The sequence below is a fragment of the Streptomyces sp. NPDC006458 genome (genome assembly GCF_040612135.1).
In the GTDB taxonomy this organism is placed as follows: domain Bacteria; phylum Actinomycetota; class Actinomycetes; order Streptomycetales; family Streptomycetaceae; genus Streptomyces.
Map to the genome: position 1 here is coordinate 164325 of NZ_JBEXPR010000004.1, position 22784 is coordinate 187108.

General features: G+C 71.8%; 17 protein-coding genes. 9 read left to right on the forward strand and 8 right to left on the reverse strand.

Going from position 1 to position 22784, the window contains the following annotated elements; all coding sequences use genetic code 11:
• Positions 1-3: 3 nt before the first annotated feature.
• The 5 genes from ABZZ79_RS07385 to ABZZ79_RS07405 are packed head-to-tail and all read left to right on the forward strand — an operon-like array spanning position 4 to position 11120.
• Entirely contained in the window at positions 4-1410 is a 1407-nt protein-coding gene (locus ABZZ79_RS07385) for an acyltransferase domain-containing protein (RefSeq protein WP_356687413.1), read from the forward strand.
• Positions 1407-4574, forward strand: a complete 3168-nt coding sequence (locus tag ABZZ79_RS07390) for an SDR family oxidoreductase (protein WP_356687415.1) — start codon at positions 1407-1409, stop codon at positions 4572-4574. The genes ABZZ79_RS07385 and ABZZ79_RS07390 overlap by 4 nt, the downstream gene beginning before the upstream one ends.
• The gene (locus ABZZ79_RS07395) at positions 4571-7303 is read left to right on the forward strand and encodes an SDR family NAD(P)-dependent oxidoreductase (protein WP_356687417.1); all 2733 of its coding nucleotides are present in this window, start codon (positions 4571-4573) and stop codon (positions 7301-7303) included. Before ABZZ79_RS07390 ends, ABZZ79_RS07395 begins: the two co-directional genes overlap by 4 nt.
• On the forward strand, positions 7300-8721 hold the full coding sequence (locus ABZZ79_RS07400) for a cytochrome P450 (RefSeq protein WP_356687419.1): 1422 nt from the start codon (positions 7300-7302) through the stop codon (positions 8719-8721). Before ABZZ79_RS07395 ends, ABZZ79_RS07400 begins: the two co-directional genes overlap by 4 nt.
• Complete coding sequence (locus ABZZ79_RS07405) at positions 8718-11120, forward strand: SDR family NAD(P)-dependent oxidoreductase (protein ID WP_356687421.1); 2403 nt, start codon at positions 8718-8720, stop codon at positions 11118-11120. Before ABZZ79_RS07400 ends, ABZZ79_RS07405 begins: the two co-directional genes overlap by 4 nt.
• An 830-nt stretch (positions 11121-11950) precedes the next feature.
• Here ABZZ79_RS07405 and ABZZ79_RS07410 read toward each other — a convergent pair.
• From ABZZ79_RS07410 to ABZZ79_RS07445, 8 genes are all read right to left on the reverse strand, one after another.
• On the reverse strand, positions 11951-12394 hold the full coding sequence (locus tag ABZZ79_RS07410; protein ID WP_356687423.1) for an SRPBCC domain-containing protein: 444 nt from the start codon (positions 12392-12394) through the stop codon (positions 11951-11953).
• Between the two features lie 2 nt (positions 12395-12396).
• Positions 12397-12747, reverse strand: coding sequence for a metalloregulator ArsR/SmtB family transcription factor (locus tag ABZZ79_RS07415; protein ID WP_356687425.1), 351 nt, complete (start codon positions 12745-12747; stop codon positions 12397-12399).
• Positions 12744-13202: an SRPBCC domain-containing protein gene (locus tag ABZZ79_RS07420; RefSeq protein ID WP_356687427.1), complete on the reverse strand. Its 459-nt coding sequence runs from the start codon at positions 13200-13202 to the stop codon at positions 12744-12746. Before ABZZ79_RS07420 ends, ABZZ79_RS07415 begins: the two co-directional genes overlap by 4 nt.
• A 342-nt stretch (positions 13203-13544) precedes the next feature.
• The gene (locus ABZZ79_RS07425; RefSeq protein ID WP_356687429.1) at positions 13545-14303 is read right to left on the reverse strand and encodes an alpha/beta fold hydrolase; all 759 of its coding nucleotides are present in this window, start codon (positions 14301-14303) and stop codon (positions 13545-13547) included.
• A 376-nt stretch (positions 14304-14679) separates the two neighbouring features.
• Positions 14680-15918, reverse strand: coding sequence for an aminotransferase class V-fold PLP-dependent enzyme (locus ABZZ79_RS07430; protein ID WP_356687431.1), 1239 nt, complete (start codon positions 15916-15918; stop codon positions 14680-14682).
• Between the two features lie 264 nt (positions 15919-16182).
• The gene (locus tag ABZZ79_RS07435; protein ID WP_356687433.1) at positions 16183-17424 is read right to left on the reverse strand and encodes a DUF4241 domain-containing protein; all 1242 of its coding nucleotides are present in this window, start codon (positions 17422-17424) and stop codon (positions 16183-16185) included.
• Positions 17425-17589: 165 nt separating this feature from the next.
• Complete coding sequence (locus ABZZ79_RS07440) at positions 17590-19005, reverse strand: VWA domain-containing protein (RefSeq protein WP_356687434.1); 1416 nt, start codon at positions 19003-19005, stop codon at positions 17590-17592.
• Positions 19006-19486: 481 nt separating this feature from the next.
• A complete protein-coding gene (locus ABZZ79_RS07445) occupies positions 19487-20461 on the reverse strand; it encodes a hypothetical protein (protein WP_356687436.1) in 975 nt (324 codons plus the stop codon).
• 645 nt (positions 20462-21106) lie between these two features.
• On the opposite strand from ABZZ79_RS07445, the gene ABZZ79_RS07450 reads away from it, so the two are divergent.
• The 4 genes from ABZZ79_RS07450 (at position 21107) to ABZZ79_RS07465 (ending at position 22679) form a co-directional block, all read left to right on the forward strand.
• On the forward strand, positions 21107-21367 hold the full coding sequence (locus ABZZ79_RS07450) for a hypothetical protein (protein ID WP_356687438.1): 261 nt from the start codon (positions 21107-21109) through the stop codon (positions 21365-21367).
• A 2-nt stretch (positions 21368-21369) separates the two neighbouring features.
• Positions 21370-21549, forward strand: a complete 180-nt coding sequence (locus ABZZ79_RS07455) for a DUF6480 family protein (protein ID WP_356687440.1) — start codon at positions 21370-21372, stop codon at positions 21547-21549.
• A gap of 408 nt (positions 21550-21957) precedes the next feature.
• Positions 21958-22326: an STAS domain-containing protein gene (locus ABZZ79_RS07460; RefSeq protein ID WP_356687442.1), complete on the forward strand. Its 369-nt coding sequence runs from the start codon at positions 21958-21960 to the stop codon at positions 22324-22326.
• Between the two features lie 179 nt (positions 22327-22505).
• Positions 22506-22679: a hypothetical protein gene (locus ABZZ79_RS07465; protein ID WP_356687444.1), complete on the forward strand. Its 174-nt coding sequence runs from the start codon at positions 22506-22508 to the stop codon at positions 22677-22679.
• The last annotated feature ends 105 nt before the right edge of the window (positions 22680-22784 follow it).

Sequence of the window (22784 nt, forward strand, 5' to 3'; positions counted from 1 at the left end):
CCCATGAACCGAAATCTGGACCTGACCGTCGCGCTGTTCCCCGGACAGGGCGCCTACCGTGCCGGGGCCCTGGCGGGCCTGTGGGAGCGCGGCTCGACCGCCGTGCGCGGCATCTTCGAGGTGGTGGACGAGGTCGCCAAGGAGCGTCTCGGCCAGGAGATCTCCTCGGTGCTGTTCCAGCCCTCACCGCCCAGCCCGGCCACCCTCCTCCAGCAGGCCCCGGACACACTCCAGTTGGCCATCTTCGCCACCTCGGTGGCCACCCACCGCCTGCTGACCGACAACGGCGTGCGCCCCTCGCTGCACATGGGACACAGCCTCGGCGAGGTGGCCGCGCTGACCTGTGCGGGCGCCTACGACCTGGCCGACGCCACCGCTGTGCTGTGCGAGCGGATCTCCGTGGTGCGCGCCCATGACCGCCGGGGCGGCTCGATGCTCGCGCTGCGGTGCGGTCATGAGCGGGCCGAACGGCTCGTGGCCCTGATCGACCACACCAGCCTGGTGGTGGCCGTCGACAACGCCCTCGACCAGACAGTACTGTCCGGCCCCGCCGACGCCATCCACACCGCCGAAGCGATCGCCCGTCACCTCGGCATAGCCACCATCCCGCTGCGCTCCCCGCACCCCTTCCACAACCCGCTGCTGGCGGGTGCGCGACGCGAACTGGCCAACCGCCTGGCCTCGTTCGAGCGCCACGACATGACCGTGCCGGTCTACTCACCGATCCTCGGCCGCTTCTACCGTGACAGTGACGACCTCGCCGAGCTGCTCGCCCTGCACCTGGTCACCCCGGTCGCCTTCCGCACGTCCCTCGCCGCGCTGCACACCGCCGGCGCACGGACCTTTGTCGAGATGGGCGCCGGACGGGTGCTCACGGGCCTGGCCGAGGAGGCGCTGCCGGGTGTGCACACGGTGGCACCTCTGGCGGGCCACGACGACGAGGCGGGGCTCGCGGCCGCCGCGAAGGCGCTGCGGGATCCGTTCAGCGGGCTCGCCGACGCCCGTCCGGTCACGTCGGCCGAGGTCGTGAAGGATCCGGTCGCGGACAGCGGCCCGGTCACCGTGGACCTGACCGCGGAAGCCGCGGCTCAGACCGTCGAGGCCGCGCCCAGCGCCACATCCGCGCCGGTCGACCGCGACGAACTCGCCGGCCGGGTGCGGACCTTGTACGCCGAGGCGATGGAGTACCCCCACGAGGTCTTCACCGACGACGTACTGCTGGAGGCGGACCTCGGGGTCGACTCCGTGAAGCAGACCGAGCTGCTGAGCCGGCTCGGCGACCGCTTCGGCCTCGGCGCGCCGCCGAGCGGGCTGCGTGTGGCGGACTACGACACCTTCGGCAAGGTCGTCGACTTCGTGGCCGCCGGTGTCGCGGGCGGCGCGTTCGCCGAGGGAGAGATCGCCCGATGAGCGCCCGTCCGCCCGTGTCCACCGGCGAGTTCGCCGGTCGCGTCGCACTGGTCACCGGTGGCGCCGGAAGCGTCGGCCGGGTGATCGTGGAACGGCTCGCCCAGCAGGGCGCGACCGTGCTGCTCAACTGTTTCCACTCCTACGACGCCGCCAAGGGCGTGGTCCACACCCTCACCGCACAGGGTCTGGACGTAAGGGTCGTCAGGGCCTCGGTCGCCAAGCCGGAGCAGGTCGAGCGGATGTTCGCCGAGATCGGCGAGGAGTACGGCCGCCTGGACATCCTCGTCAACAACGCCGCGGCCGGCTCCTTCGTACCGTTCGAGGAGATCACCGAGGAGCTCCTCGACCGGACCTACGCCACCAACGTCAAGGGCCCGCTGTGGTGCGCCCGTTACGCCCGGCCTCTGCTCGCGCGGGCTGCCCGGCAGGGCGGCGCCATCGTCAACCTCTCCTCCCTGGGCTCGATCACCGCCCCGGCCAACTACCTTCCGGTCGGCATCTCCAAGGCAGCGCTGGAGTCGCTGACCCGCTACCTCGCCGCCGAGCTCGCCGAGGACCGCATCCGTGTGAACGCGGCGTCCTGCGGTTTGATCGACAACCCTGTCGGCCAGATGTTCCCGGCCTTCGAGGACGTCAGCGCCAACACCGTCGCGGCCACCCCGCTCGCCCGTCTCGGCAGCCCCGAAGATCTCGCCGAGGTCGTGGTCTTCCTCGCCTCGGAGCGCTCCGGCTGGGTCACGGGGCAGACGCTGCTGGCGGACGGCGGCCTGACGCTGCTGCGGTCGGCGATGTCGCCGAGCCCGGAGCAGCCGTCGCACGTGCGGCAGACGTCCGCGGAGGTGACCGCGCCTGAGACCGCAGCCACAAAGGCGACCGCGCCTGAGACGGCAGCCGCGGACGTGACCGCGACGAAGACGGCAGCCGCGGAGGTGACCGCGCCACTCACAGCGCCCGCCGAGGTGACTACCCCGAAGAGGGCAGCCGCGGCGGCGACGGAGGCCGAGGCGACGGCCGACGAGGACGACCCGATCGCCATCGTCGGCATGGGCCTGGCCGTCCCCGGCGCCTCCTCCCCGGACGAGTTCTGGCGACTGCTGCTGGAGGGCGGCGAACTCTTCGTCGAGGCGCCCGCCGACCGCTGGGACATCGCACGCTTCCACGACGAGGACCGCAGCGCGCCGGACAAGACCTACCAGCGCCGCTCCGGTTTCATCACCTCCTTCGAGCCGCACGAGCGGCTGCGTGCCGAGGGTCCGGCCACCGCGGGTCTCGACCACACCACCCTGTGGCTGCGGCACAGCCTCCACCAGGCGCTGGAGGGCGTACGCCGCGACCCCCACGACCGCTTCTCCTTCTGCGTCGGCTACACCCCCGACGGCAGCCAGCACCTCGAAGAGGCCTTCGTGCTGCGCGCCGCGCTGGACACGCTGGCCGAGGACGGTGACGACGCGGTCGAGGGGCCGATCGGGGAGGCGCTGCGCAGCCGCTTCCACCGCGGCGACGACCCGTCGGCCGGGTATCTCCCCCACCGGGTCGGGGAGGACGCGATGGCCGGCATCCTGCCCGCGGGCACCCGGCTGCACATGGTCGACACCGCGTGCTCCTCCTCGCTCTACGCGATGGACCTCGGGGTGCGTGACCTGCTGTCCGGGCAGAGCGATGTCGCCGTCTGCGGTGGTTCGTTCGCCCTGGCGCCGAGCGGTTCGGTGCTGTTCGCCAAGCTCAACGGGCTGTCGGCGGGCGGCGCGGTGCGTGCGCTGGACGCCGGAGCGGACGGTGCGCTGTTCTCCGACGGCGCCGGTCTCGTCGTACTCAAGCGGCTGTCACGGGCCCGTGCGGACGGTGACCGGGTCCTCGGGCTGCTGTCGGCGATCGGGTTGTCGGCCGACGGCCGGGGCAAGGCGATCTACGCTCCGGCGCCCGCCGGACAGGAGCTCGCCGTGGAACGCGCCCTGGACCGAAGCGGGTTGGACGCTCAGGACGTGGACTGGATCATCGCCCACGCCACCGGTACGCCGGCCGGCGACGAGGCGGAGTTCACCGGCCTGCACGCACGCTACGCCGGCGACCGGCCGATGTACGTCACCTCCAACAAGTCCCTTGTGGGACACAGCGGTTGGGCGGCAGGTGTGGTCTCCGTGATCCATGCGCTGCTCGCGCTGCGGCACGACACCATCCCCGCGCAGTACCGCTTCGAGCGGCTGCCCGACGCGCTCGCCGGACTGTCCGGGGCGCTGAGGGTGCCGCAGGATCCGGTGGCCTGGCCGGCCCGGCCGGACCGTACCCGCCGGGTGGCCGTCTCGGGCTTCGGCTTCGGCGGCACCAACGCCCATCTGATCCTCACCGAGGACCACCCCTCCGCCGCCCGGTCCGGCAGCCCGATCGCGCTGCCCGCCCCCGTGGACGACGATCTGGTGGTGGTCGGCTGGTCGTCCCGGCTGCCCGGCGACCCGGATTCCGCGGCGGTCGCCGCGTGGGCCGCGGGCGAAGGACCGGATCCCGAGGCGTCGTTCGGGACCGTCTACCCGGTGCCGCCGTTCCAGGAGCTGCGGATGCCGCCCCCGACGGCCCGCACCACGGACCGCTCGCAGTTGATGCTGGTCCGCTGTGTGCAGCAACTCGACGAGCCTGTCCGGGAGTTCTGCCTGAACCGGCGCACGACGGCGGGTGTCGTCGTCGGACACACCGGCGCGACCCGCAACGCGCTGCTGTACAAGACCCGCGCCTATCTCGACGAGATCGCCCATGCCGTGACGGGCGCCGAGGAGCCCGCCGTGACGGCGAAGTTCCTGCAGCGGCTTCAGGAGCGGGCCACCGGTCTGATCGCCGCGCCCACCGAGGACTCCTTCCCGGGCGAGATGCCCAATGTCATCGCGGCCCGGCTGTGCAACTACTTCGATCTGCGCGGCCTGAGTCTCACCGTCGACGCCGGCGAGGCCTCGCTGCTGGAGGCCTTCGACGTGGCCGGGCTCTACCTCGGCTTCAAGGAGATCGACGTGGCGCTGGTCGCCGGTGTCAACGGCGCGGCGCTGCCCGGCTGGAACGACGCGGACGGTCGTCCCGCCACCGAGGGCGCGTTCCTGTTCGTGGTGACGCGCCGCTCCCTCGCCGAAGAGGCCGGCCTGCCCGTACTGGCCGTCATGGAAAGGAGCGCGGCCGCATGAGCGCCACCCATCAGGACACCACTCTCCTGGGCGCCGAGGGTGCCCGCGAACTGATCGCCTTCCTGACCCGGGCGAACGGGGCGGCCGGCACGGCGGTGCTGGAACGGCCCGTGCGCAAGGGCGGCCCGGTCCACCGGCTCACCCTGCGCAGTCCCGACCTGACAGCGGTCGAGGCGGAGCCCGACGAGGCCGGCCCGACACAGCCGCACCTCCTCGACCGCCACGTCCTGCGGCTGGCCCCGGCTCCCGCCCGGGCCCGCACCGACGGCCCGGCACCGGAACTGTTCCCGGCCGGCACCGCCCTCCTGACGAACACCGGCCAGCACGTCCGCGGACCGGAGCCACTCCCCCTCGACGAAACGCTCGAGGACGTCATCGCACGGGCCCGGCCCCGCCACATCCGCGTCATCGTCGATCTGCACGCCGAGCAGGCGGCCCCGTCCGAGGCACTGCTCGACGTGCACGACGCGATGTTCCGCACGGCCAAGGCCTGCGTCGAACGCGCGGCCCGGCCGGAGTCGTTCTCCGTGCTCGTGCTCGGCGGCGTCGACTCCGCGCGGGTCCCGCACGCGTGCGCCGGCCTGTTCACCGGCTTCGCCAAGAGCCTGGCGCTGGAGTGGCCGGACACCTCGGTCGTGGCGGTGGTGCACGAGGCACGCGACCTGATCACGGCCGAGGCGGACGCGGCCCGCGAGCTGGCGACCCCGCAACTGCTGCCCGTCGTCTACCACACGGGCGGCACCCGGCTGCTGTGGCAGGCCGTCACCGAACCGGGCGAGCGTGCGGAGACGCGGGCGAGCTCCGGCGACCAGGTGGTGGTCGCGGCAGGCGGCGCCCGCGGCATCGGCGCCGAACTGCTGCTCGCCCTGGCCCGCCGCGACCGGCCCCGGCTGCACCTCATCGGTTCGACCGACCTCGACAGCGACGAGGCAGACGCGCAACTGGAGCGCAAGGACTTCATCCGCGTCCGCACCACGGGTCCGAACCGGATCACCGTGCGCGAGGCGAACAGCGCCTACGACCGGCTGGGTTCCGCCCGCGAGGTCCGTGCCACGCTCGCCGCGCTGCGGGAGTTGTGCGGCGCCGACCGGGTCACCTACCACCGGTGCGATCTGCGCGACGCGGAGGACGTGCAGACCACCGTACGGCGGATCACGGACGCGGAGCGCGGCATCGACCTGCTGCTCAACATCGCCGGTACGAACCGGGCCGCCTCGGTGGAGCAGAAGCGGCTGAAGGACTTCCGCACCGTCCGTGATCTGAAGGTCCGTTCCTACGCCCACCTCAAGGCGGCGTTCGGCGACCGGCAGCCGCGCCTGTGGTGCAACTTCGGTTCCTTCGTCGGCTTCACGGGCCAGACGGGCGAGACCGACTACGGCGCGGCCAACGACTACTTCAACACCGCCGCCCTGCACCACTCCGCCCACGGCACACGGGAGTTCACCCTCGGCTGGACACTGTGGCGGGACGTCGGCCTGGGCGCCACCCCACTCATGCGGACCTTCCTCGCCAAGAGTGCCCAGTTCACCGCGATGCCCACGGCCGAGGGCATCGATCACTTCCTGCACGAACTGGACCAGGCGAACCATGGGCAGCACACGCCGGTGACGGTGTTCTTCGGGGACGCCGAACGCGCCGCCATCGAGGCGGCCGCACCGGGCTACCTGGACTTCTGCCGCAAGGTGCCCGACTCGCGGAGGAGTTCACCCGCTCCCACCGCACCCGCCCCCCGGCTGCCCGGGTTCTACGTCGACGACATCGTGGACCGCGCCCCCGGCCGGCTGACCGTCGTACGCCGCTTCGGCCTGGACCGCGACGCCTATCTGCGTGAGCACGTCGTCGACGGTCACCCCACGCTGCCCGGCACGTTCGTCCCCGAACTCGCCGCGGAGGCCGCCATGCACCTCGTGCCCGGCCGCGTGCCGGTCGTCATCGAGGACGTACGCCTGGAGTCGTTCCTGCGCGTCTACAAGGCCGACCGCGACGAGGTCAAGAAGATCAAGGCACGGCTGGTGTCCGACGGGCCGCAGGAGTCGGTCGTCGCCGTCGAGGTGACCGGTGACGTCGTGGCGCCGGACGGGCGGGTGCTGGTGAAGGACCGCCGGCACTTCAGCGCCCGGGTCCGTCTGCGAGACGAACCGGTGGCCGCGCCGCGCTGGCAGCACTGGGACGACAACGGCGCCGAGCCACTGGCCGATCCCTACCACGTGCCCAATCCCGCGGTACTCCTCAGCGGTGTCTTCGTCTCCACGGCCGGCACCCGCACCCACCCGTCCGGCCGGCGCGCCCACTACGCGCCCGACCGGCCCGGCATCGACCGCTGGTTCTCCGACCTCGTCGTGCCGTCCGTGCTGCTGGACGGTCTGGCCCGGGTGTGCGTCCTGGAGCGGGCCGAACTGGCGGAGCACGGCGGCGACTGGACCCCGCTCGCCGTCCCCCGCACGATCCGCCGCATCGACCTGTACGGCGGCCACACCGACGCCTCACTCGCCGCCGCCGGAACCCGCGTGGAGCTGTACTCACTGCCCGCACGTCTCGACCTGGAGAGCGGCGCGGCCAACCGGGCCGTCGCGGCCACCGCGGCCGGGGACGTCGTGCTGCAGATCAAGGACATGACCGGCGTGGTCCTCGGCCACATCAACCAGACCACCGGCGCCTACCGCGAGCGCCCGCGTGACGCCGGCCTCGCCCATCGGGCGACGGCGCAGGCCCAGGAGGCGACATCGTGACACGTCAGAGCACACCGCAGGGCAGTGACACGGACACCGCCGTGCGCTGCCCCGTGACCGGAGCCCTGGCGGGCGAGGCCCCGCCGCCAGAGCCCGACGGGCCGACCGGACGCCCGCTGGCCTGGCCCGTGGTCGGCTCCACCATCCTGTACGCCGCCGACCCGCCGGCCTTCGCGGTGCGCGCGCAGCGCGCCCACGGCACCGTGGTGAAGCTGCCGATGATCCCGCACAACCCCACCGTGCAGGTGACCGATCCGGCAGCCGTCCGGCAGATCCTCCAGGGCAATGCGGACAACTACTGCCGCGGCGCCTACTACGAGGCCTTCCGTCTGTTCATGGGCCACGGCCTGCTGACGCTCGACGACGCCGACTGGCGCGAGCACCGCAAGGTCGTCAACCCCGCCTTCACACCGAACGCGATCGCCGCCCGAGCGGCCGAAACCGACGCGGCGCTGGCGGATCTGACGGACCGCTGGGCCGAACACGCCCGCACGGGGCGCCCGTTCGACCTGTACGACGAGTCGATGCAGCTCACCTGCCGGGTCATCGGGCACGCCCTGGTGGGCCGTGATCTCTCAAGAGACGGCGGCGAGTTCGCCGGGGCGCTGAGTGTCGCGCTGGAGGCCATCTTCAAGGAGGTCGGCTCCCTGGAGAAGCTGGTCCCCTCCTTCATCCCCACCCCCTACCGGCGCCGCGTACGGCGGGCCCGGCACACGCTGGAACGGGTCATCGCGCAGGCCGCCCGGGACGCCGACGAGGGCTCGGGCGGTGAGGTCGCCGCCCTCATCCGCGCCTCCGACCTGCCGGAGGACGCCTTCTGGTCCAACCTGGTGACTCTCATGCTCGCCGGGGTGGAGACGACCGCCCTCGCCCTGGCGTGGACGCTGTACGAGACCGCCCGCCACCCGGAGGTCCGCGACCGGCTGGAGGCGGAGACGGACCAGGTGTGCGGGGTGCGCCCGCCCACTTCCGCCGATCTCGACTCGCTGCCGTACACGGGCCGGGCCGTCGACGAGGCGCTGCGCCTGCACCCGCCGGTGTGGCAGTTCCCCCGGCAGACGATCGAGGACGACGTGCTGGCGGGCCGGCGCGTCGCCGCGGGCACGCCGGTCCTGATCTCCGTGTACGCCGCCCACCGCAACCCCGACCAGTGGGACGACCCGGACACCTTCGACCCGGACCGGTTCACGACCGAGGCCTCCGCCGAACGCGACCGGTCCGCGTACGTGCCCTTCGGCGGCGGACGCCGCCAGTGCATCGGCAAGCGGATGGGGCTGGGGCTGCTGCACCAGGCGGTGGCCACGGTGCACGGCCGCTTCCGTCTCACCCTGGTCGACGAGACGCCCCGCAGCGGCGCGTACATCACCCTCTTCCCCAAGGACGGCATCCGGGTGACGGCAGAGGAGCGCGGGCGATGACCTCGACTGTCACACGTGAAGAAGCCGAGCGGGACTGGCCGGCGCTGCGGCCGCATCTGTCCGCCTTCGACCCCGAGGCCTTCGTCCGCCCGGTGACCCGGTTCGTCTGGGAGCCCGTCGAAGCACCACGCCCGGCTCCCAGGGAGACACCGCTGGCCGGGCGCAGGCTGCTGCTGGTGGGCGAAGTGGCGGACCTGGTCCACGCGGTCGGCGCCGCCCTCGAACGGCGCGGCGCCCGCGTGGTGACCCACACCCCCGGCAGCCGATTGCCGGCCGACGGCTGGGACGGCATCGTCGATCTCAACGTGGTCGGCCGCTCCTACGAGTTGGGCGACACTTCGTGGCGTCAGGCACTCGGCCGCACCACCGAGGCCATCCGCGGCGCATACGCGCGCTGGGCCGCCGAGCACCGCTACGGCCACCACATCTACGTGGCCGTCACCCATCTCGGCGGGCTCGGCGGCCACGGCGACGGACCGGTGCCGCAGCCGCTCAGCGGCATCTGGTCCGGCCTGGCCAAGTGCCTGCCCCGCGAACTGCCCGCCGCCGGGATCGTCGTGGTGGACGTGGACCGTGCCGAGGCCGAGGTGATCGCCGAGGCGGCCGCCCAGGAGTACGCGCTCCCCGAGGACTTCGAGGTCTGCTACCGCGCGGGACGACGCCATGTGCTCGCCGGACGGCCCGCGCCGACCCCTCCGCCCGGCGAGGCGACGGCACCAGGCCCGGGCGACACGGTCCTCGTCACGGGCGGCGCCCGAGGTGTCGGCTTCGCGGCGGCCCGCGCCTTCGCAGAGACCTTCGGTTGCCGGGTCGTGGTCACCGGACGGGGCGAGCGCCCGCAGCCGGAAGGCGAAGTCCTGCTGGAGGACGAGGAGTTCGCCGGTTGGCGTCGCGAGCGGCTCGCCACTGGACGGACACCCGCCAGGCTGTCCGAGGTACGCCGCGAGGTGCGCCGCGCCGAGGACGACCGCGCCGTGCACCGCAACCTCGCGGGGGCGGCGGCCGACGGGCTGCGCATCGACTACCTGCGCTGCGACTGCACGGACCCCGACCAGGTCGAGCGTGTCTTCGCCGCGCTCGGCGAGGGACCGACCCATGTCGTGCACAACGCCGGCATCGACGAGCCGGCCCGCTTCGACCGCAAGTCGGCCGACGACGTCGTGCGCACCGTCGACGTGAAGGTCACCGGCTTCGCCAACCTGGTCGCGGCCGTCCTCGCCCGGCCCGAACGCCGCCGGCGGCTGCGGCTGTTGAGCAACGTCGGCTCACTGGCCGGCCGCATGGGCGGCATGGTGGGGCAGGTCGACTACGCGGCAGGCAACGAGGCGCTGGCCCGGCTGGGCTTCTGGGCACGCGACAACCTCGGGCTGCCCGTGCAGACCCTGTGCTGGCCCACCTGGGAACGGCTCGGCGTCATCGCCAACTACGCGGCCGCCGTGCGGTACGTGTCCACCCTCGACCCCGCCGAGGGGGCCCGGCTGTGGGCCGCCGAACTGGCCTCCGGACACACCGGCGAGTCCGTCTTCCTCGGCCGGATCGGCGCCGTCCTCTCCCCCGGCCAGCTACGCGGCTTCGGCACGCTCACAGGCCACCCCGACCTGTCCCGGCTGCACGCCCTGGACCACTATCTCGGTCAGGTCGAGCAGTACGAGATCTTCCGCATGCTGCGCACCAAGCTGTCCCTGACGGCGCGCGATCATCCGTGTCTGGCCGAGTTCCGGGTCGGTGCGGACCTCGCCGTCCCCGTCAGCGTCGTCCTGGAACACGCGGTGGCCGCGGGTGACTGGGTGGTTCCCGAGGGCTGGCCCCTGCTGCATCTGCGCGAGCTGCGCGAGCTGCGGGTTCGCCTCCCGCGGCTGCGGTTCACCGACGACGTGCTCACCCTGCACCGCGAGGCGCGGGGAGTCCGGCGCGACGGTGAGTGGTGCGTGGACGTCTCCGTCCGCGACGGCGCCGGAGAGGACGTCGCGTCGCTGACGCTGGTCTACGGCGAGCAGCCGGTGGAGGACCTGCCGGACACCCGCTCCGCGAGCCGCGCCGCGCGCACGGGGCAGCGACACGGCAACCGGCTCGCCTGGGAGGGCGTGGTCTTCCAAGACGCCCCCGACTTCCTCGACGGCGAGGACACGGTCCCCGCCGTGTATCCGGCAGACCTGTGGACGGTCCCCTTCCCGCCCTCTCCCACCATCGACCCGGCAGCCGTGGAGGCACTCGTGCGCGCGGCCGATCTCCACTCCCCGAGGAGCGTCCCGGGCACCCTGTCCGCACGCCGCCTCGTCGCGGCACCCGGCGCCCAGCGCGTCCAACGCCTGCGCTACGACGACGAGTCGGGCCACTGGACGGGCACCCGCGAGGGTGTCCCGGTCCTGCTCGCGGAGGGCGTGGTGATCTCGGACTGAGTCCCCCTCGCCGGTCCGCGTCCGAGGGCCCGGCAGAGCGCAGGCCGGTCGACAGGCCCGGGATGTCCCCGGGCCTGTCTGGCATTCGCACATGATCCGTCGGCCCCTCAGTCGCTCATGCCGGAGAAGGAGTCGGCGCGCCCGGTCATGGGGCAGGCGCAGGCGGGCCCGGAGCAGGCCGGGGGCCGTGTCCCGCCTCACGCAGCAGCGTCGCCCCCAGGGGCGTGAGTGTGTACGTCGAGGCGAACTGCGACATGGGGCCTCGGCTACCAGTACAGCTGGCAGACCTCCGGCTACTGAGAGGCCCGCCTCTCGACCGTGCGTACGGCAGCCCCGGCCGGTCGTCCCGTTCGGGTGCGCCCGGGTCCGTCGGACATGGCGGACGCGGAGTGGCCTGCCGTACGCGTGTTCCCGCCGGTGCGGGGGCGCAGACCAGGGGAACGAGATCTCGCGCCGTGCGCTGCCGCGGTTGGCTGTCGCACGGGGGAAACCCGTCGGGAATCATGCCCGGGGCGGCGGCTGCGGCGCCATCGTCCGCGGTGGCGTCGGTGGCGTCGGTGGCTGCGGCTGCGGCTGCGGCTGCGGCTGCGGCTGCGGCTGCGGCTGCGGCACCATCTTCCGCGGTGGCGCCGGTGGCTGCCGCGATGATCACCACTCCGCTGGCGTCACGGCACCGGCGCATCGTGGGCCGTACGCCGGGTGCTGGGCGGCCGCGAGCCGATCAGCGACTGAAGGCCCTGTGCGCCCCCGCCGTCGGGCCGTACGCCGTCTGCCGCATCGGCGTACGGCAGCGGCACTTGTCGCCACGGTGCGGTGCTCCGCCCCCGCAGTCAGTGCCAGTCGCTGATCCGGACGTCGTCGGGCGCCGGCCTGCCCTTCCCGGTCTCCACGAAGTCCTTCAGACTCATCAGGAAGATCGCCCACTTCGTGCTGCAGTGGTGCATGAACTCGACCGGCTCGCGCCAGCCCTCGTGCCTGAACAGGACGATCGTGTACTCCTCGTGCCGGCTGAGGCTCCAGTCGATCTCGGTTCCGATCCACTCCGCGGGGCCGTCCGTGACGCGCCAGCGCACCCGGCCGGCCGGGTCGAGTTCAAGGATCTCCATGTCGAAGCCACCGACGTCGCCGAAGCGGAACGCCAGCGTGCCGCCGACCTCGCTCTTGCCGGTGGTGTCGGTCGTCCACCAGCCGGCGATGCCCTCGGGCGTCGCGAGGGCCCGGTAGACGTCGTCCAGCGGCGCTACGGCGCCGACCCGGTGCAGGATGTCGACCATTGTCATGCTCCTTCGGTGTTGGTGCGGCTGCGTTCGATCGCCTCCGCGATGCTTTTGATCCTTCGCAGTCGTGCGTCCCAGGTGGCCCCGACCGTGGCCAGTTGCGCGGCCGCACGGGCGAGTTGCGCCTCGTCGACCCGGTAGCGCCGCTCGCGGCCTGCCGACTCCGCGCGGACCAGCCCGACCCGGTCGAGGACGGCGAGGTGTTTCGACACGGCCTGCCGCGTGAGGGGGAGGCCCGCGCTGAGTGAGGTGGCCGTGCCGGGTCCGGACGCGAGGAGCAGGTCGATCAGTGTGCGCCGGGTCGGGTCGCCGATCGCCGACCACAACTCGTCGTCCCCGGGCGTACTCATGGGGTCGACTCCAGCCGTGTGATGTACGCGCCCAGCCGGGGGATGTAGCGGTCCCAGCCGCTCGTGTGGTCCCGGTACTGCTCCTCCAGGACGGCGATCTCCCAGCCCATCTCGCGGAACCCGGTCTCGGTCATCCGCACCAGGGTCCCCTGCTCCGTCGGCAGCAGATCGAAGGTGACCAGCAACGAGTCCCCGTCACGCTCGGCGCCGGAATAGCACCACCTGAACGAGAACCGCGACGGCGGGTCGACCTCGACGACGGTCAGCGCGACGGTCATCGTCTCGCCGGTCGTCCCGTCGCGCCAGAAGAGCTCGCCGGGCGCCCCTTCGACGGGCTCGAACCTGGCCTCGTCCGGCCACCACTCCCGCATATGCTCCGGCCGGCTGATGACCTCGAAGACCACCTCGGGTGATGCGTCGACGTGGATGTCGCGCTCGATGCTGCCGTACTCCATGCCCCGACCTTTCGCAACCTTTAGTTGCACATCAGCCTACGCCGGGAGTCGTTTACGCGCAACTTTTGGTTGCAGATCACTGCCGGCTGCCTTCACGGGTACGGGTACCGGACGAAGGGGGTGCCGAACAGCCACGCAGTCCGAGCGGGTCCGCGCCGCCGGGGGACCGGGGGGACCGGGGACGGTCGCAGCGTCCGGGGCCGACGGGTCCGGTGCCGGGCATGCGCGCGCACGGCCGGGGCAGTCCTCGCGGGACGCCCATACGCACCCGGTGTGCGCCTTACCGCAGAGTGCGCGGCCCTACTCGGCTGCTCACGGCGGCCCGCCGGTCCCGCACCCGGCTCATGCCACGCGGTGGCCGAGGCGGGCGCGGACCAGTTCGCGTACCTCGTCCTGGTGATCGTCCAGGTAGAAATGCCCGCCGGGCAGCAGACGCAGCTCGAAGCCGCCGCGGGTGTGCCTGGCCCAGGCCTGCGCCTCGTCGAGAGTGGTCCAGGGGTCGGCGTCCCCGATGACCGTCAGGATGGGTGCGCGCAGCGCCAGACCCGGCGGGCAGCGGTAGGTCTCGATCGCCCGCAGGTCGCTGCGGACGGTCGGCACGATCATGGCCCGTGCCCTGGCGTCCTCCATCAGCCGGCTGTTGGCGTCGCTCAGCTCGGCGATGTGGGCGGCGAGTTGGGCGTCGTCGAGCAGATGCACCAGCTGATCGCGGTGCCTGGAGGGCGCCCGGCGCGCCGAGGCGACCAGTATCTCGGGGCCTTCGCCCTCGGCCTCCAGTCGGCGGGCCACCTCGAAGGCCAGCGTGGCGCCCATGCTGTGCCCGAACAGCGCGTAGGGGCTATGCCCGACAGCGTCTCTCAGCGCCGGCAGGACGCCCTTAGCCAGTTCCGCGAGGTCCTCGACCCTCGGTTCGGCGATCCGGTCCTGCCGCCCCGGGTACTGCACCGCGAGTACCTCCACGTCCTGCGGGAACGCCGCCGCCCACGAGTGGAAGACCACCGCCGAGCCCCCCGCGTGCGGGAAGCAGACCAGCCGTACGGTGGCGTCCGGCCGGGGTCGGTAACGGCGGATCCACGTGCCGGGACCGCTGTCGCGCTGCATGGCGGAACGTCCTCCAGCGGGGAGTGTCTCAGGAACGGGCGGGCGTGCGGAGAACCGAGTGCAGGCCAGTGGCTCACGCTAGCGTCGGCGGCGGTGGTCGCGCAGTGCGCTGACGGACCCGCCGGGAAGCTGACACGGCTGACGGCCGCGGTTCCGCAACCAGACGAACTCAAGGGCAGGGCCGGGCACATCCGCCGTATCCGGCAGGCGCCGCAAAGACCTTCAGGCAGCTTCGACCGCGTCCCACGCGTCGCCCGGCACCCGAACCCTGTGCGGGATGCCCTGGGGCACCTGCCCTCAGTACGGCGGCACCTGTGCGGTGACGGCGAACGCTCCTGGCACACCCGCTCAGCCCCTGTTCGTCCGTTCTGCCGGGTCATCCCCTCCAATCCCGCGTCGCGGTACGGGACCACTCACCGAGCACCGGGACGCACCTCTCGGCGAAGTACTCGTAGTCGGCGGCGGTGTTGTACACGTGGGTGGACAGCCGGAGATACCCGACGCCGTCGAAGCTGGTGAACGCGGCCGCCACGTCGAGTTCGCGCCCGACCCGGTCGCGCAGCGCGTCGGCTTCGAGGCGGGTGGCGGCCAGACCGTCCGGCAGTCTGACGAGACGGAGCGCGTCGACCGGCATCCCGGTGTCGACGGGCCGGTCATCGCCGGTCAGGTCCGCGAAGGCGGCGCCGATGACGCGCTCGGCGTAGTCGCCGAGTTCGCGCATGTACCTGCGCGCGGCCGGCCATCCCCAGGTGTCTTCGACGAATCCGAGGGCGGCGGGGGCCGCGAGGCAGCCGGTGACGTCCAGGGTTCCTTGGCTGTCAAAGCGGTCGGGGAAGGGATCCTCGGCTCCCCATGAGTCGATGAGCGGATACAGCCCCTCGCGCAACGAGGATCGCGCCACGAGCACCGCCGCGCCGCGCGGGGCGCAGCCGAACTTGTGGAGGTTGCCGACCCAGAAGTCGCAGTCCAGGTCCCGCAACGGGTTCTCCAGCATGCCTGGGACATGCGCTCCGTCCACCAGGAGCGGAATACCGCGGCGGCGCGCCTCCCTGCCGATCAGCTCCACGGGCAGGCGGCGGGCCGTGGGCGAGGTGATGTGGTCCACGACGATGAGCGCGGTCCGGTCACCGACGGCGGACATCACGGCGGCGAACGCCTCGTCCTCGTCGGCGTCGAGGGGCACGTGTGCCGTCCGCACCGTGCCGGCGTGGCGGTGGGCGAGTCGCCGGGCGCCCATGGTGACGGCGCCGTAGCCGTGATCGGTGACCACGACCTCGCCTCCCGCCGGGAAGCGCACACTGTTGTAGACGACGCTTGCGCCGCCGCTGGCGTTCGGCACGAGCGCGAGGTCGCCTGCGGGCACGTTCAGGAACCGGGCAACGGCCCTGCGCGCCCGGCCCATCCGGGCGGGGAGCTCGGGGAACCATACGACGGGGTTGCGCTCCATCTCCCTGCGCAGCTCCTCCTGCGCCGTCTGGGCCGCCACCGGGACGGCCCCGAACGAACCGTGGTTCAGGTGTCTGACACCGGGGTCCAGTGACCAGGCATCCGCGGCCGGGCGGCCGTCGGCCAGCAGCAGGGGACGGGGAGCGCTGGTGAGATCGGTCTCGGTCACGTGTCTCCATGGCCGGGGTCGGTCTTCGGACGCTCACCGGAAGAGGTCCGATGAGTTGATGAATTCTGGCACCCTCAGAGACCGTTCAACAAGGAAGCCCGTTCCAGTCATATGACGACTTGACCGACGACACGGCTGAACATGACGGATGGCAGTAGACGGATCACGGCGGTCAGCGGTCGGGATGAGTCGGCTCTCGGAGGCGTACGCGTCAACCAGGCCGCCAGGAGCGAGCGCGCAGGGCCCGAAAGGGAGGTCGCGTTGTCAGAGCAGGTGCAGGCCGGTCAGGTAGTCCGTGACGACCGCGACGCCGACCGGTGCGCCGGACTGCGAACGGCCCAGCCAGACGGGGTGGGTACCGTCCCCGCCGGTGTAGAAGGTGACCAGGTCGCTGTCCGTCGCCTCGTCGGTGGCGCGTATGTGGCCGTCGGCGATCACCTCCGCGGCGTCCCCGCCGTCCTCGTGGTGGCTGCGTGCCTTGCCTGCGAGAACCTCCCAGCCGGAAGCGTCCGCGAAGGACCCCGCGGCGCCGTCGGTGTCGAAGCCGTAGACCGAGCCGTCCCGGAGCAGCCGGACGTCGTCGTCCGCGCCGAGCGCCAACTCCCAGGACGCCACCGGCTCGTCGCTCAGCAGGAGGCGGACTGCGACCGGCTCCTCCACGGCGACGTGCTCGCCCATGAACTCGTACTCGTAGGCGAGGACAGCGGTCTGGAGGGGGTAACTGCCCGGCGCGAACCGCTCGGTCAGTTCACGGTCGGCGTCGGAGCCCCCGGAGACGGGGTCGCCGACGATCAGCCTGCCGCTGGGCAGCCTCAGCCGCGCGATCTCCCGGACGTCGGTGACGGTCATCTCCGGCTGGTGGTCGGTGCCGAGACGGGTGCCCGGCTGGAAGAGCTCGGTCAGGCACTCCGGCCGGCCCGGGCGGGGCGGCTGCCAGGGCTTGGGTGTCCCGGCGGCCGCCTCCGGCTCGCGCCGCGGGTTCTCGGCCCACCCCGAGCCGCCCCCGGCATCGGGGAAGTGCAGCCCTCCGGCGCCTCCCGCACCGAACCGGTCCCTGCTCAGCCACCGCTCGGCCAGGGGCAGGTCCGCGAGAGTGTGCGTCGATCCGCCGCCCGGGCGCTCGACCACCTTGCTGCCCTTCCCGTCCGGCCAGAGGTCCTGATACGTAAGGGCGACCCCGGGCCCGAACTCGGGCTGGTCCGGGGAGTCGTAGCACCACTGCGCGACTCGGAGGAGGAACAGCCGCTCCGGCTCGATCAGCCGCCAGTCCGCCTCGCGCGTCCGGCGCCCCTGGTCGTCGTAGGCCCACACGCCCACGTACGAGGCGTTCCACGCCACCAGGTGGACCTCCACCGGCTCTGCGCGGCCAGGGCGCCGATGGACCGTCACATACGGCTCCCCCGCGGCGTCCCGGGCCTGTGCCCCGGCCCGGGAGAGCGGCTCCAGCGCGGCGCGGGAGGACAGGTCCCACCCGACCGCGTACGACACCAATACCGGCTGTTCCATGCCGTCCCCCGCCATCCTTCGCTCCCCGTCCTCTCCGCCCCCGCCCCCGTCACCGTCACCGTCCGGCCACGGTCGCCCAGTCGTCGACGGGTCCTGTGATCCTCACTGTCACGAACCGTAACCGGCCCCACTGACAACGCCCCCGCCGTACGGCATCGGCCCTGGTCAGAGGACTCCCGCCCGGCGGGCGGCGGTGATCCAGGACGGGAACTCCGACAGCAGACGGTCGTAGAGCTCTTGGTCCGGGACGGTGCTGATGTCGTCCACGGCGAAGAAGCCCACGTTGTCGACGCGACGGCCGGGCAGGGTGTCGAACCGTTCCAGGACGCCGTAGTTGGAGCGGCCCAGGCCGACGAACTGCCAGAAGATCGGCTCCTCGGCCGCCTCGCGCAGCTCGACCTCGATCGCCGCGTCCCGGTGGACGCCTCCGTCGGAGAAGAACAGCACCAGGGTCGGTACGGGTGCGGGGTTCTCCCGTACGTATGCTCTGACCTCGGCGATCGCCTTTTGCTCCTCGTTCTGGATGCCGACCGACCGCATGTCGACCTGCCCCGCCTCCAGTCCTCTCCTGGGCTTCTTGCCGCGCCGGAACAGACTGATCTCCCCCACCCGCACATGCAGTCGCAGCCACTCGGGGAGTTCGCCCAGCCTGAGATCCGGCAGGCGGGCCGCGTTACTGGCGAAGGTCCAGGCCTGCATCTCGCCGTCGTCGTCGAGCTGCGCCGCGACCGCGGCCATGCGCTCCACGACGTCCGCCACCACACCGCCGGAGTACAGGAACGCCATCGAGCCGGAGGCGTCCAGCACCAGGATCACCCGCGCGGTGATGCCGGCCGCGCCGTGCTTGCTGAGGCTGACGGCGACCTGCTCCTTGCGCAGGGACAGCCGCTTGCGCATGTCCACGGGGAGCCGCTCCTCGCCCTTGGTGAGGCGGGGGCCGGACGCCGGGGCCGAGGGCGATGGCGTCGCCGGGCCAGGCGGGGGCTGGACGGCTGCCGGTGACGGGGTGACCGCGGCTGCCGGTGACGGGGTGACCGCGGCTGCCGGTTCCTCGTCGACGGTGATCCCGAAGTCGGTGGCCAGTCCCGCGAGCCCGGAGGCGTAGCCCTGGCCGACGGCACGGAACTTCCAGCGTCCCTCGCGCCGGTAGAGCTCGCCACCGATGAAGGCCGTCTCCGTGCCGGCCGTCATCTCGAAGCGGGCCACCTCGGCCTGGCCCGCCGCGTCGAGGAGCCTCAGGGTCAGACCGGTGACCTGGCCGAAAGTGCCGCCATCGGCCGACGCGCACAGCGCCACGCGCGCGATGCCGCTCTCCAGCGCGCCCAGGTTCACCTCGACCGTGTCGGTCATGACACCGCCGGCAGCTCGTTTGCCGGTGTGCGTCACGGCACCGGAGGCGTGCCGGGGCTGGTTGTAGAAGACGAAGTCGCCGTCGTCACGGACCCGTCCGGCCTCGGTCAGCAGCAGGGCCGACGCGTCGACGTCCGGCCCACCGCCCTGCTCGGACCAGCTGAGTTCGACGCGGACGACGGACGGGGCGACCGGCAGATTGGCGCCCTTGCTGATGGATCGCGCTGTCATGGGGCCAGTCTGCCGAGTCGGTGGTGGATGGACACCCCCTGGCTGGGACTTGTCCGTGACGATTACCCAGGACGGCGCCGCAGCCGCTTGTCCACGAGCTGCGGATCCGGTCAAGCCCGTTGGCCCGTGCCGTCAGGCCGAGCGCCTGCCCACCGCCGTCCTGGCCGCCGTACGTTGCCACAGCGTTCCGATCGTCGCCCAGCCCCCGCGCTGAGGCCACGGCCATGGTGCGACCGGCCCGAAGACGGCTGAAGCAGGCGCCCGGGCCGCCCTGCCGGGTCGGCCCGAGGCGGCGTACGTGCCCTCACGGAAGCGCGGTAGCCACCGCTCGCAGCGCCCACGGGACGGGCAGCGCGGCACGGCGCGTCCGCAGTACTCACGGGCCGGGCAGCGCCGCATGGCGCGTCCGCAGCGCCCACGGGACGGGCAGCTTGGCGCGGGGCGTCCGAAGCGCCCCTTGCACGCCTGTCCCGAGGCGTGCCTACGCCGCGTCCTCGGCGAGCTCCTCCTCTTCCATCATCGCGGCGCCGAAACCGCCCAGAAGCTCCTCGATGTCGAGCTCGGTGGCGCCGGCCGGGGCCGTGGGCGTCCGGCCCTCGCTCATCCGCACCACCAGGCCCAGCTTCTTCACCTTCGCGTTCTCGGCCAGCTTGGCGAGGTCGACGTAGACCTCGGTCAGCTCGCCGTTCTTGAGTGTGAAGTCCGCCGTGACCTTGGTGTTCGGGGCGTCCTTCAGGTCCTTGTCCGCGGGCAGTTCCACGCCGGGCGGCAGCTTCTTCGCGAGCGGACGGATCTCGCCCAAGAACTCCGTGATCAGCGTACGGAACGGAGCGGTGGCGGTGATGTGCTCGGAGCCGTCCTTGTCACCGGCGGTCTTGAAGTCGACCTCGCGGGCGATGGTCCCGCGGAGCGCCTCCAGCAGTTGCTTCTGAGTCGCGGCGTCGAGCTCGGGCTCGGGCTTCGCACCGGGCTCCGCTCCCATCTCGGCTGCGGTCTTCTCCATCTCCTTGGCATTGATCTTCACCCACTCGCCCTCAAGCACCTTCTTGAGCCCGCTCGCCTCCGGGGGCAGGTCCTGCGCCTGCGGCACGGGGGCGCCGATCGCCTTGCCGACGGACTCCAGGTCGGAGCGGATGTAGACGTAGTCGCCGATGACCCGGTACTCGGTGAGGTCGCCGTCCTTGGTGCTGATCTTCACCGCCATGCCGACGTAGTCCTTCTCCCCGGACTCGGCGATCGGCTTCTTCGAATGCACGGTGAAACTGATCTTCGCGCCACTGAACAGCTCGGCCGCCTCGTCGGGCAACTCCTCACCGGGCTCCGGTTCCGACGAAGCGTCCAGCGCCTTCAGGCTCTGGGCGTCGGTGTCGAGATCGAGCTCGAAGGAGATCGTCTTCTCACTGGCGAGCTTCTCGAAAGCCTCGTCGAGCTTCTTCCCCGCGGAGAGCTGCTCCACGGTGCCGCATGCGGCCGAACCCGCCAGGACGGCGCCGACAACTGCGGTGGCGGTCAGGGTCTTACGTAGGGCGGTGATGATGGCCTCCTCGTCAATGCGACCACAACGTGATCGCCAAGAAGACCTATGAAGCCGCCAGATGGTTGCACCGCACCGTCTCGACGCGGCCAACCGCCCGACCGGGCCAGGAACATACCTGTGGACGACGTCCCCGCCTTCGGCTGTCCTCGACGACGGCGTCCGCGATCCCGCACGGTTTGAGACCTGGGTCGCGTGGCGGAAGAAGCCGCAACCCCGAACGCTGTCCGTGCCGCCGGGCAGCACCGGCGGCACCGGCGTCTGCCTCATGGACCGCCGATCATGGCGAGGCCGATGGGTCTCCAGCGAGACACCGCGGCGGGTCGCCGCGGTGTCGCCGAGGGGCGGGCTCGCGCTCTGGCTCGGGGGTTCAGACCGCGAGCCCATAACCCCTGCGAACGAGAAGTTCCCTCAAGGCCCGTCGATGGATGCACTCGGGGAGAAAAAAGAATTGCGTCGAGCAGCATCCGAGCGGTCCCCGCGACCCGAATCATCAACTACCTTTCATCCCGCTGTACGGCTTTTCCGCATGAAGCGGGACGCTCCCTGCACTGTCGAGGAGTACTCATGATCGTGAAGAAGCTGCACGAGACAGGCGTCCGCAGTGAGCACGCCTACCTGGCCGCCACCGCGTCCATCGGTCTCTCCCTCCTGTCCTGGCTCACCTCCAGCAGGAACGAGAGCCTGGAGCGTGCTGACCGATGGGGCATCTTCGTCGGCGAGTGGGCTCCCACGTTCTTCGGTCTGGGTCTCGCCCTGGCGAACTACGAGGAACGGGAGCAGCCCACCCCAAACGCCTTTCCGATCCAAGCCATCCACGCGGCGTGATCATGAACGAGTCACTGCCTCCTCCCGGTGAAACCCCTCCCGCCGAAGGTTCCACCGCCGAGGCTCATCGCGAACGGCCGGACGGCGGCATCTGGGAGCACCCGCATGTGTGGCTGTCCCTGATCGTGCTCGGCTGCCTTCTCGTGGCGGCGTTCTTCCTGGTGCGAGTGATCTCATTGTGAGACGGCGCCCGTGGTCGGGGTACAGACCCTCTCCCCCGTCGGTCATCGTCTGCCCGGCCCGATCCATCGACGGTCGAACTCTCGCCTTGCTGACGCTCTTCGCGCCGGGCATGGCCCCGCTCCCGCGGGACGGTGAAACCGCCTGCCGCCTCCGTCGGACCGGCCGTAACCGGCCCATCGTCGCTCCTCGTCGGCCGGCCAGGCTGGCCGGGACCGCGGTATTTGTGTCACGCTGCACGGACGACCAGCCTGGTCTGGTGGGAGACCCCGCGCCGCCCCTGAGGGCCAACATCCTGGCCGGGACGCGGTACGGGTTGTCTTGCTCGGCTGTACGCGGCCCCACGCCGCGTGCTTGACGCCCTCTCCCCCAGGGCGTGATGGGCTCGACCCCGAATCGAGGGCCGAACCATGAACGACCTCAGCACGACCACGCGGCAGCACCCCAACCGTACGGTGATCACCGTCACCGGGGACATGGACTTCGCCACAAGTCCCGCACTCTCCCAGGCCGCAGCCCTCATTCTGCCCGGATGCACCCTGCTGCAGATTGACCTGTCAGGCGTTTCCTTCATGGACGCCGGCGGCCTGAACCTGCTGCTGCAGCTGCGTAGACACCTCCAGGCCGGGGGCGGCTCCTTCACCGTCACCGGCCTGCGCAACCAGCCCACGCGGCTGTTCCGCCTGACCGAAACCTACGACGTGCTCACCGCCGGCCCTGTCGGCAACGAGCACCCCGCCGCAGGTCCGCGTCCGGTCCGACGGACCAGCGCACCGTAGGTTCCCCTAGGGTGCCAGTCCGCCTGAGGCGTGACGGAACTCCGGATCGACGGGGGCGGCAATCTCCACGGTCACCGTTTTCATCATCAGCGGCTCTGGGCCTGATGACGGGCGGGGATCCCGTTTCCGCCGCGGCATCGGGGGCAGACGCCTTGTAGAGCGTCGACGAAGGGACCGACATGAGCGCCGGGCAGAAGGCCAAGGCCACGGCCGAGCAGATTGCCGGTAAGGCCGTCAGGAAGGTGGCCCACGCGCTGGGCAAGAACACCACCGCGGTCAAAGGCGCCGCACTGGAGGCACGGGGCAAGGCCCGAGCGACCAAGGAGCGCGCGAAGGACAGCTTCCACCGCTGATCGTGTCCTTCGAGGGGACGGCGCCCGAGCAAGGCGCCCGGTGCGCGAAGCACCGGGCACTCCGCCGCGTCGCCGACAGCAGGACCGTCAGCGGGCGGACCGGGC

Bases quoted from the DNA above. Each gene is read 5' to 3' on its own strand.
- ABZZ79_RS07410 (WP_356687423.1), bottom strand. From the start codon at position 12,394: ATGGTCGACATCCTGCACCGGGTCGGCGCCGTAGCGCCGCTGGACGAC.
- ABZZ79_RS07385 (WP_356687413.1), top strand. From the start codon at position 4: ATGAACCGAAATCTGGACCTGACCGTCGCGCTGTTCCCCGGACAGGGC.
- ABZZ79_RS07415 (WP_356687425.1), bottom strand. From the start codon at position 12,747: ATGAGTACGCCCGGGGACGACGAGTTGTGGTCGGCGATCGGCGACCCG.
- ABZZ79_RS07405 (WP_356687421.1), top strand. From the start codon at position 8,718: ATGACCTCGACTGTCACACGTGAAGAAGCCGAGCGGGACTGGCCGGCG.
- ABZZ79_RS07425 (WP_356687429.1), bottom strand. From the start codon at position 14,303: ATGCAGCGCGACAGCGGTCCCGGCACGTGGATCCGCCGTTACCGACCC.
- ABZZ79_RS07390 (WP_356687415.1), top strand. From the start codon at position 1,407: ATGAGCGCCCGTCCGCCCGTGTCCACCGGCGAGTTCGCCGGTCGCGTC.
- ABZZ79_RS07435 (WP_356687433.1), bottom strand. From the start codon at position 17,424: ATGGAACAGCCGGTATTGGTGTCGTACGCGGTCGGGTGGGACCTGTCC.
- ABZZ79_RS07450 (WP_356687438.1), top strand. From the start codon at position 21,107: ATGATCGTGAAGAAGCTGCACGAGACAGGCGTCCGCAGTGAGCACGCC.
- ABZZ79_RS07465 (WP_356687444.1), top strand. From the start codon at position 22,506: ATGAGCGCCGGGCAGAAGGCCAAGGCCACGGCCGAGCAGATTGCCGGT.
- ABZZ79_RS07420 (WP_356687427.1), bottom strand. From the start codon at position 13,202: ATGGAGTACGGCAGCATCGAGCGCGACATCCACGTCGACGCATCACCC.
- ABZZ79_RS07455 (WP_356687440.1), top strand. From the start codon at position 21,370: ATGAACGAGTCACTGCCTCCTCCCGGTGAAACCCCTCCCGCCGAAGGT.
- ABZZ79_RS07440 (WP_356687434.1), bottom strand. From the start codon at position 19,005: ATGACAGCGCGATCCATCAGCAAGGGCGCCAATCTGCCGGTCGCCCCG.
- ABZZ79_RS07460 (WP_356687442.1), top strand. From the start codon at position 21,958: ATGAACGACCTCAGCACGACCACGCGGCAGCACCCCAACCGTACGGTG.
- ABZZ79_RS07395 (WP_356687417.1), top strand. From the start codon at position 4,571: ATGAGCGCCACCCATCAGGACACCACTCTCCTGGGCGCCGAGGGTGCC.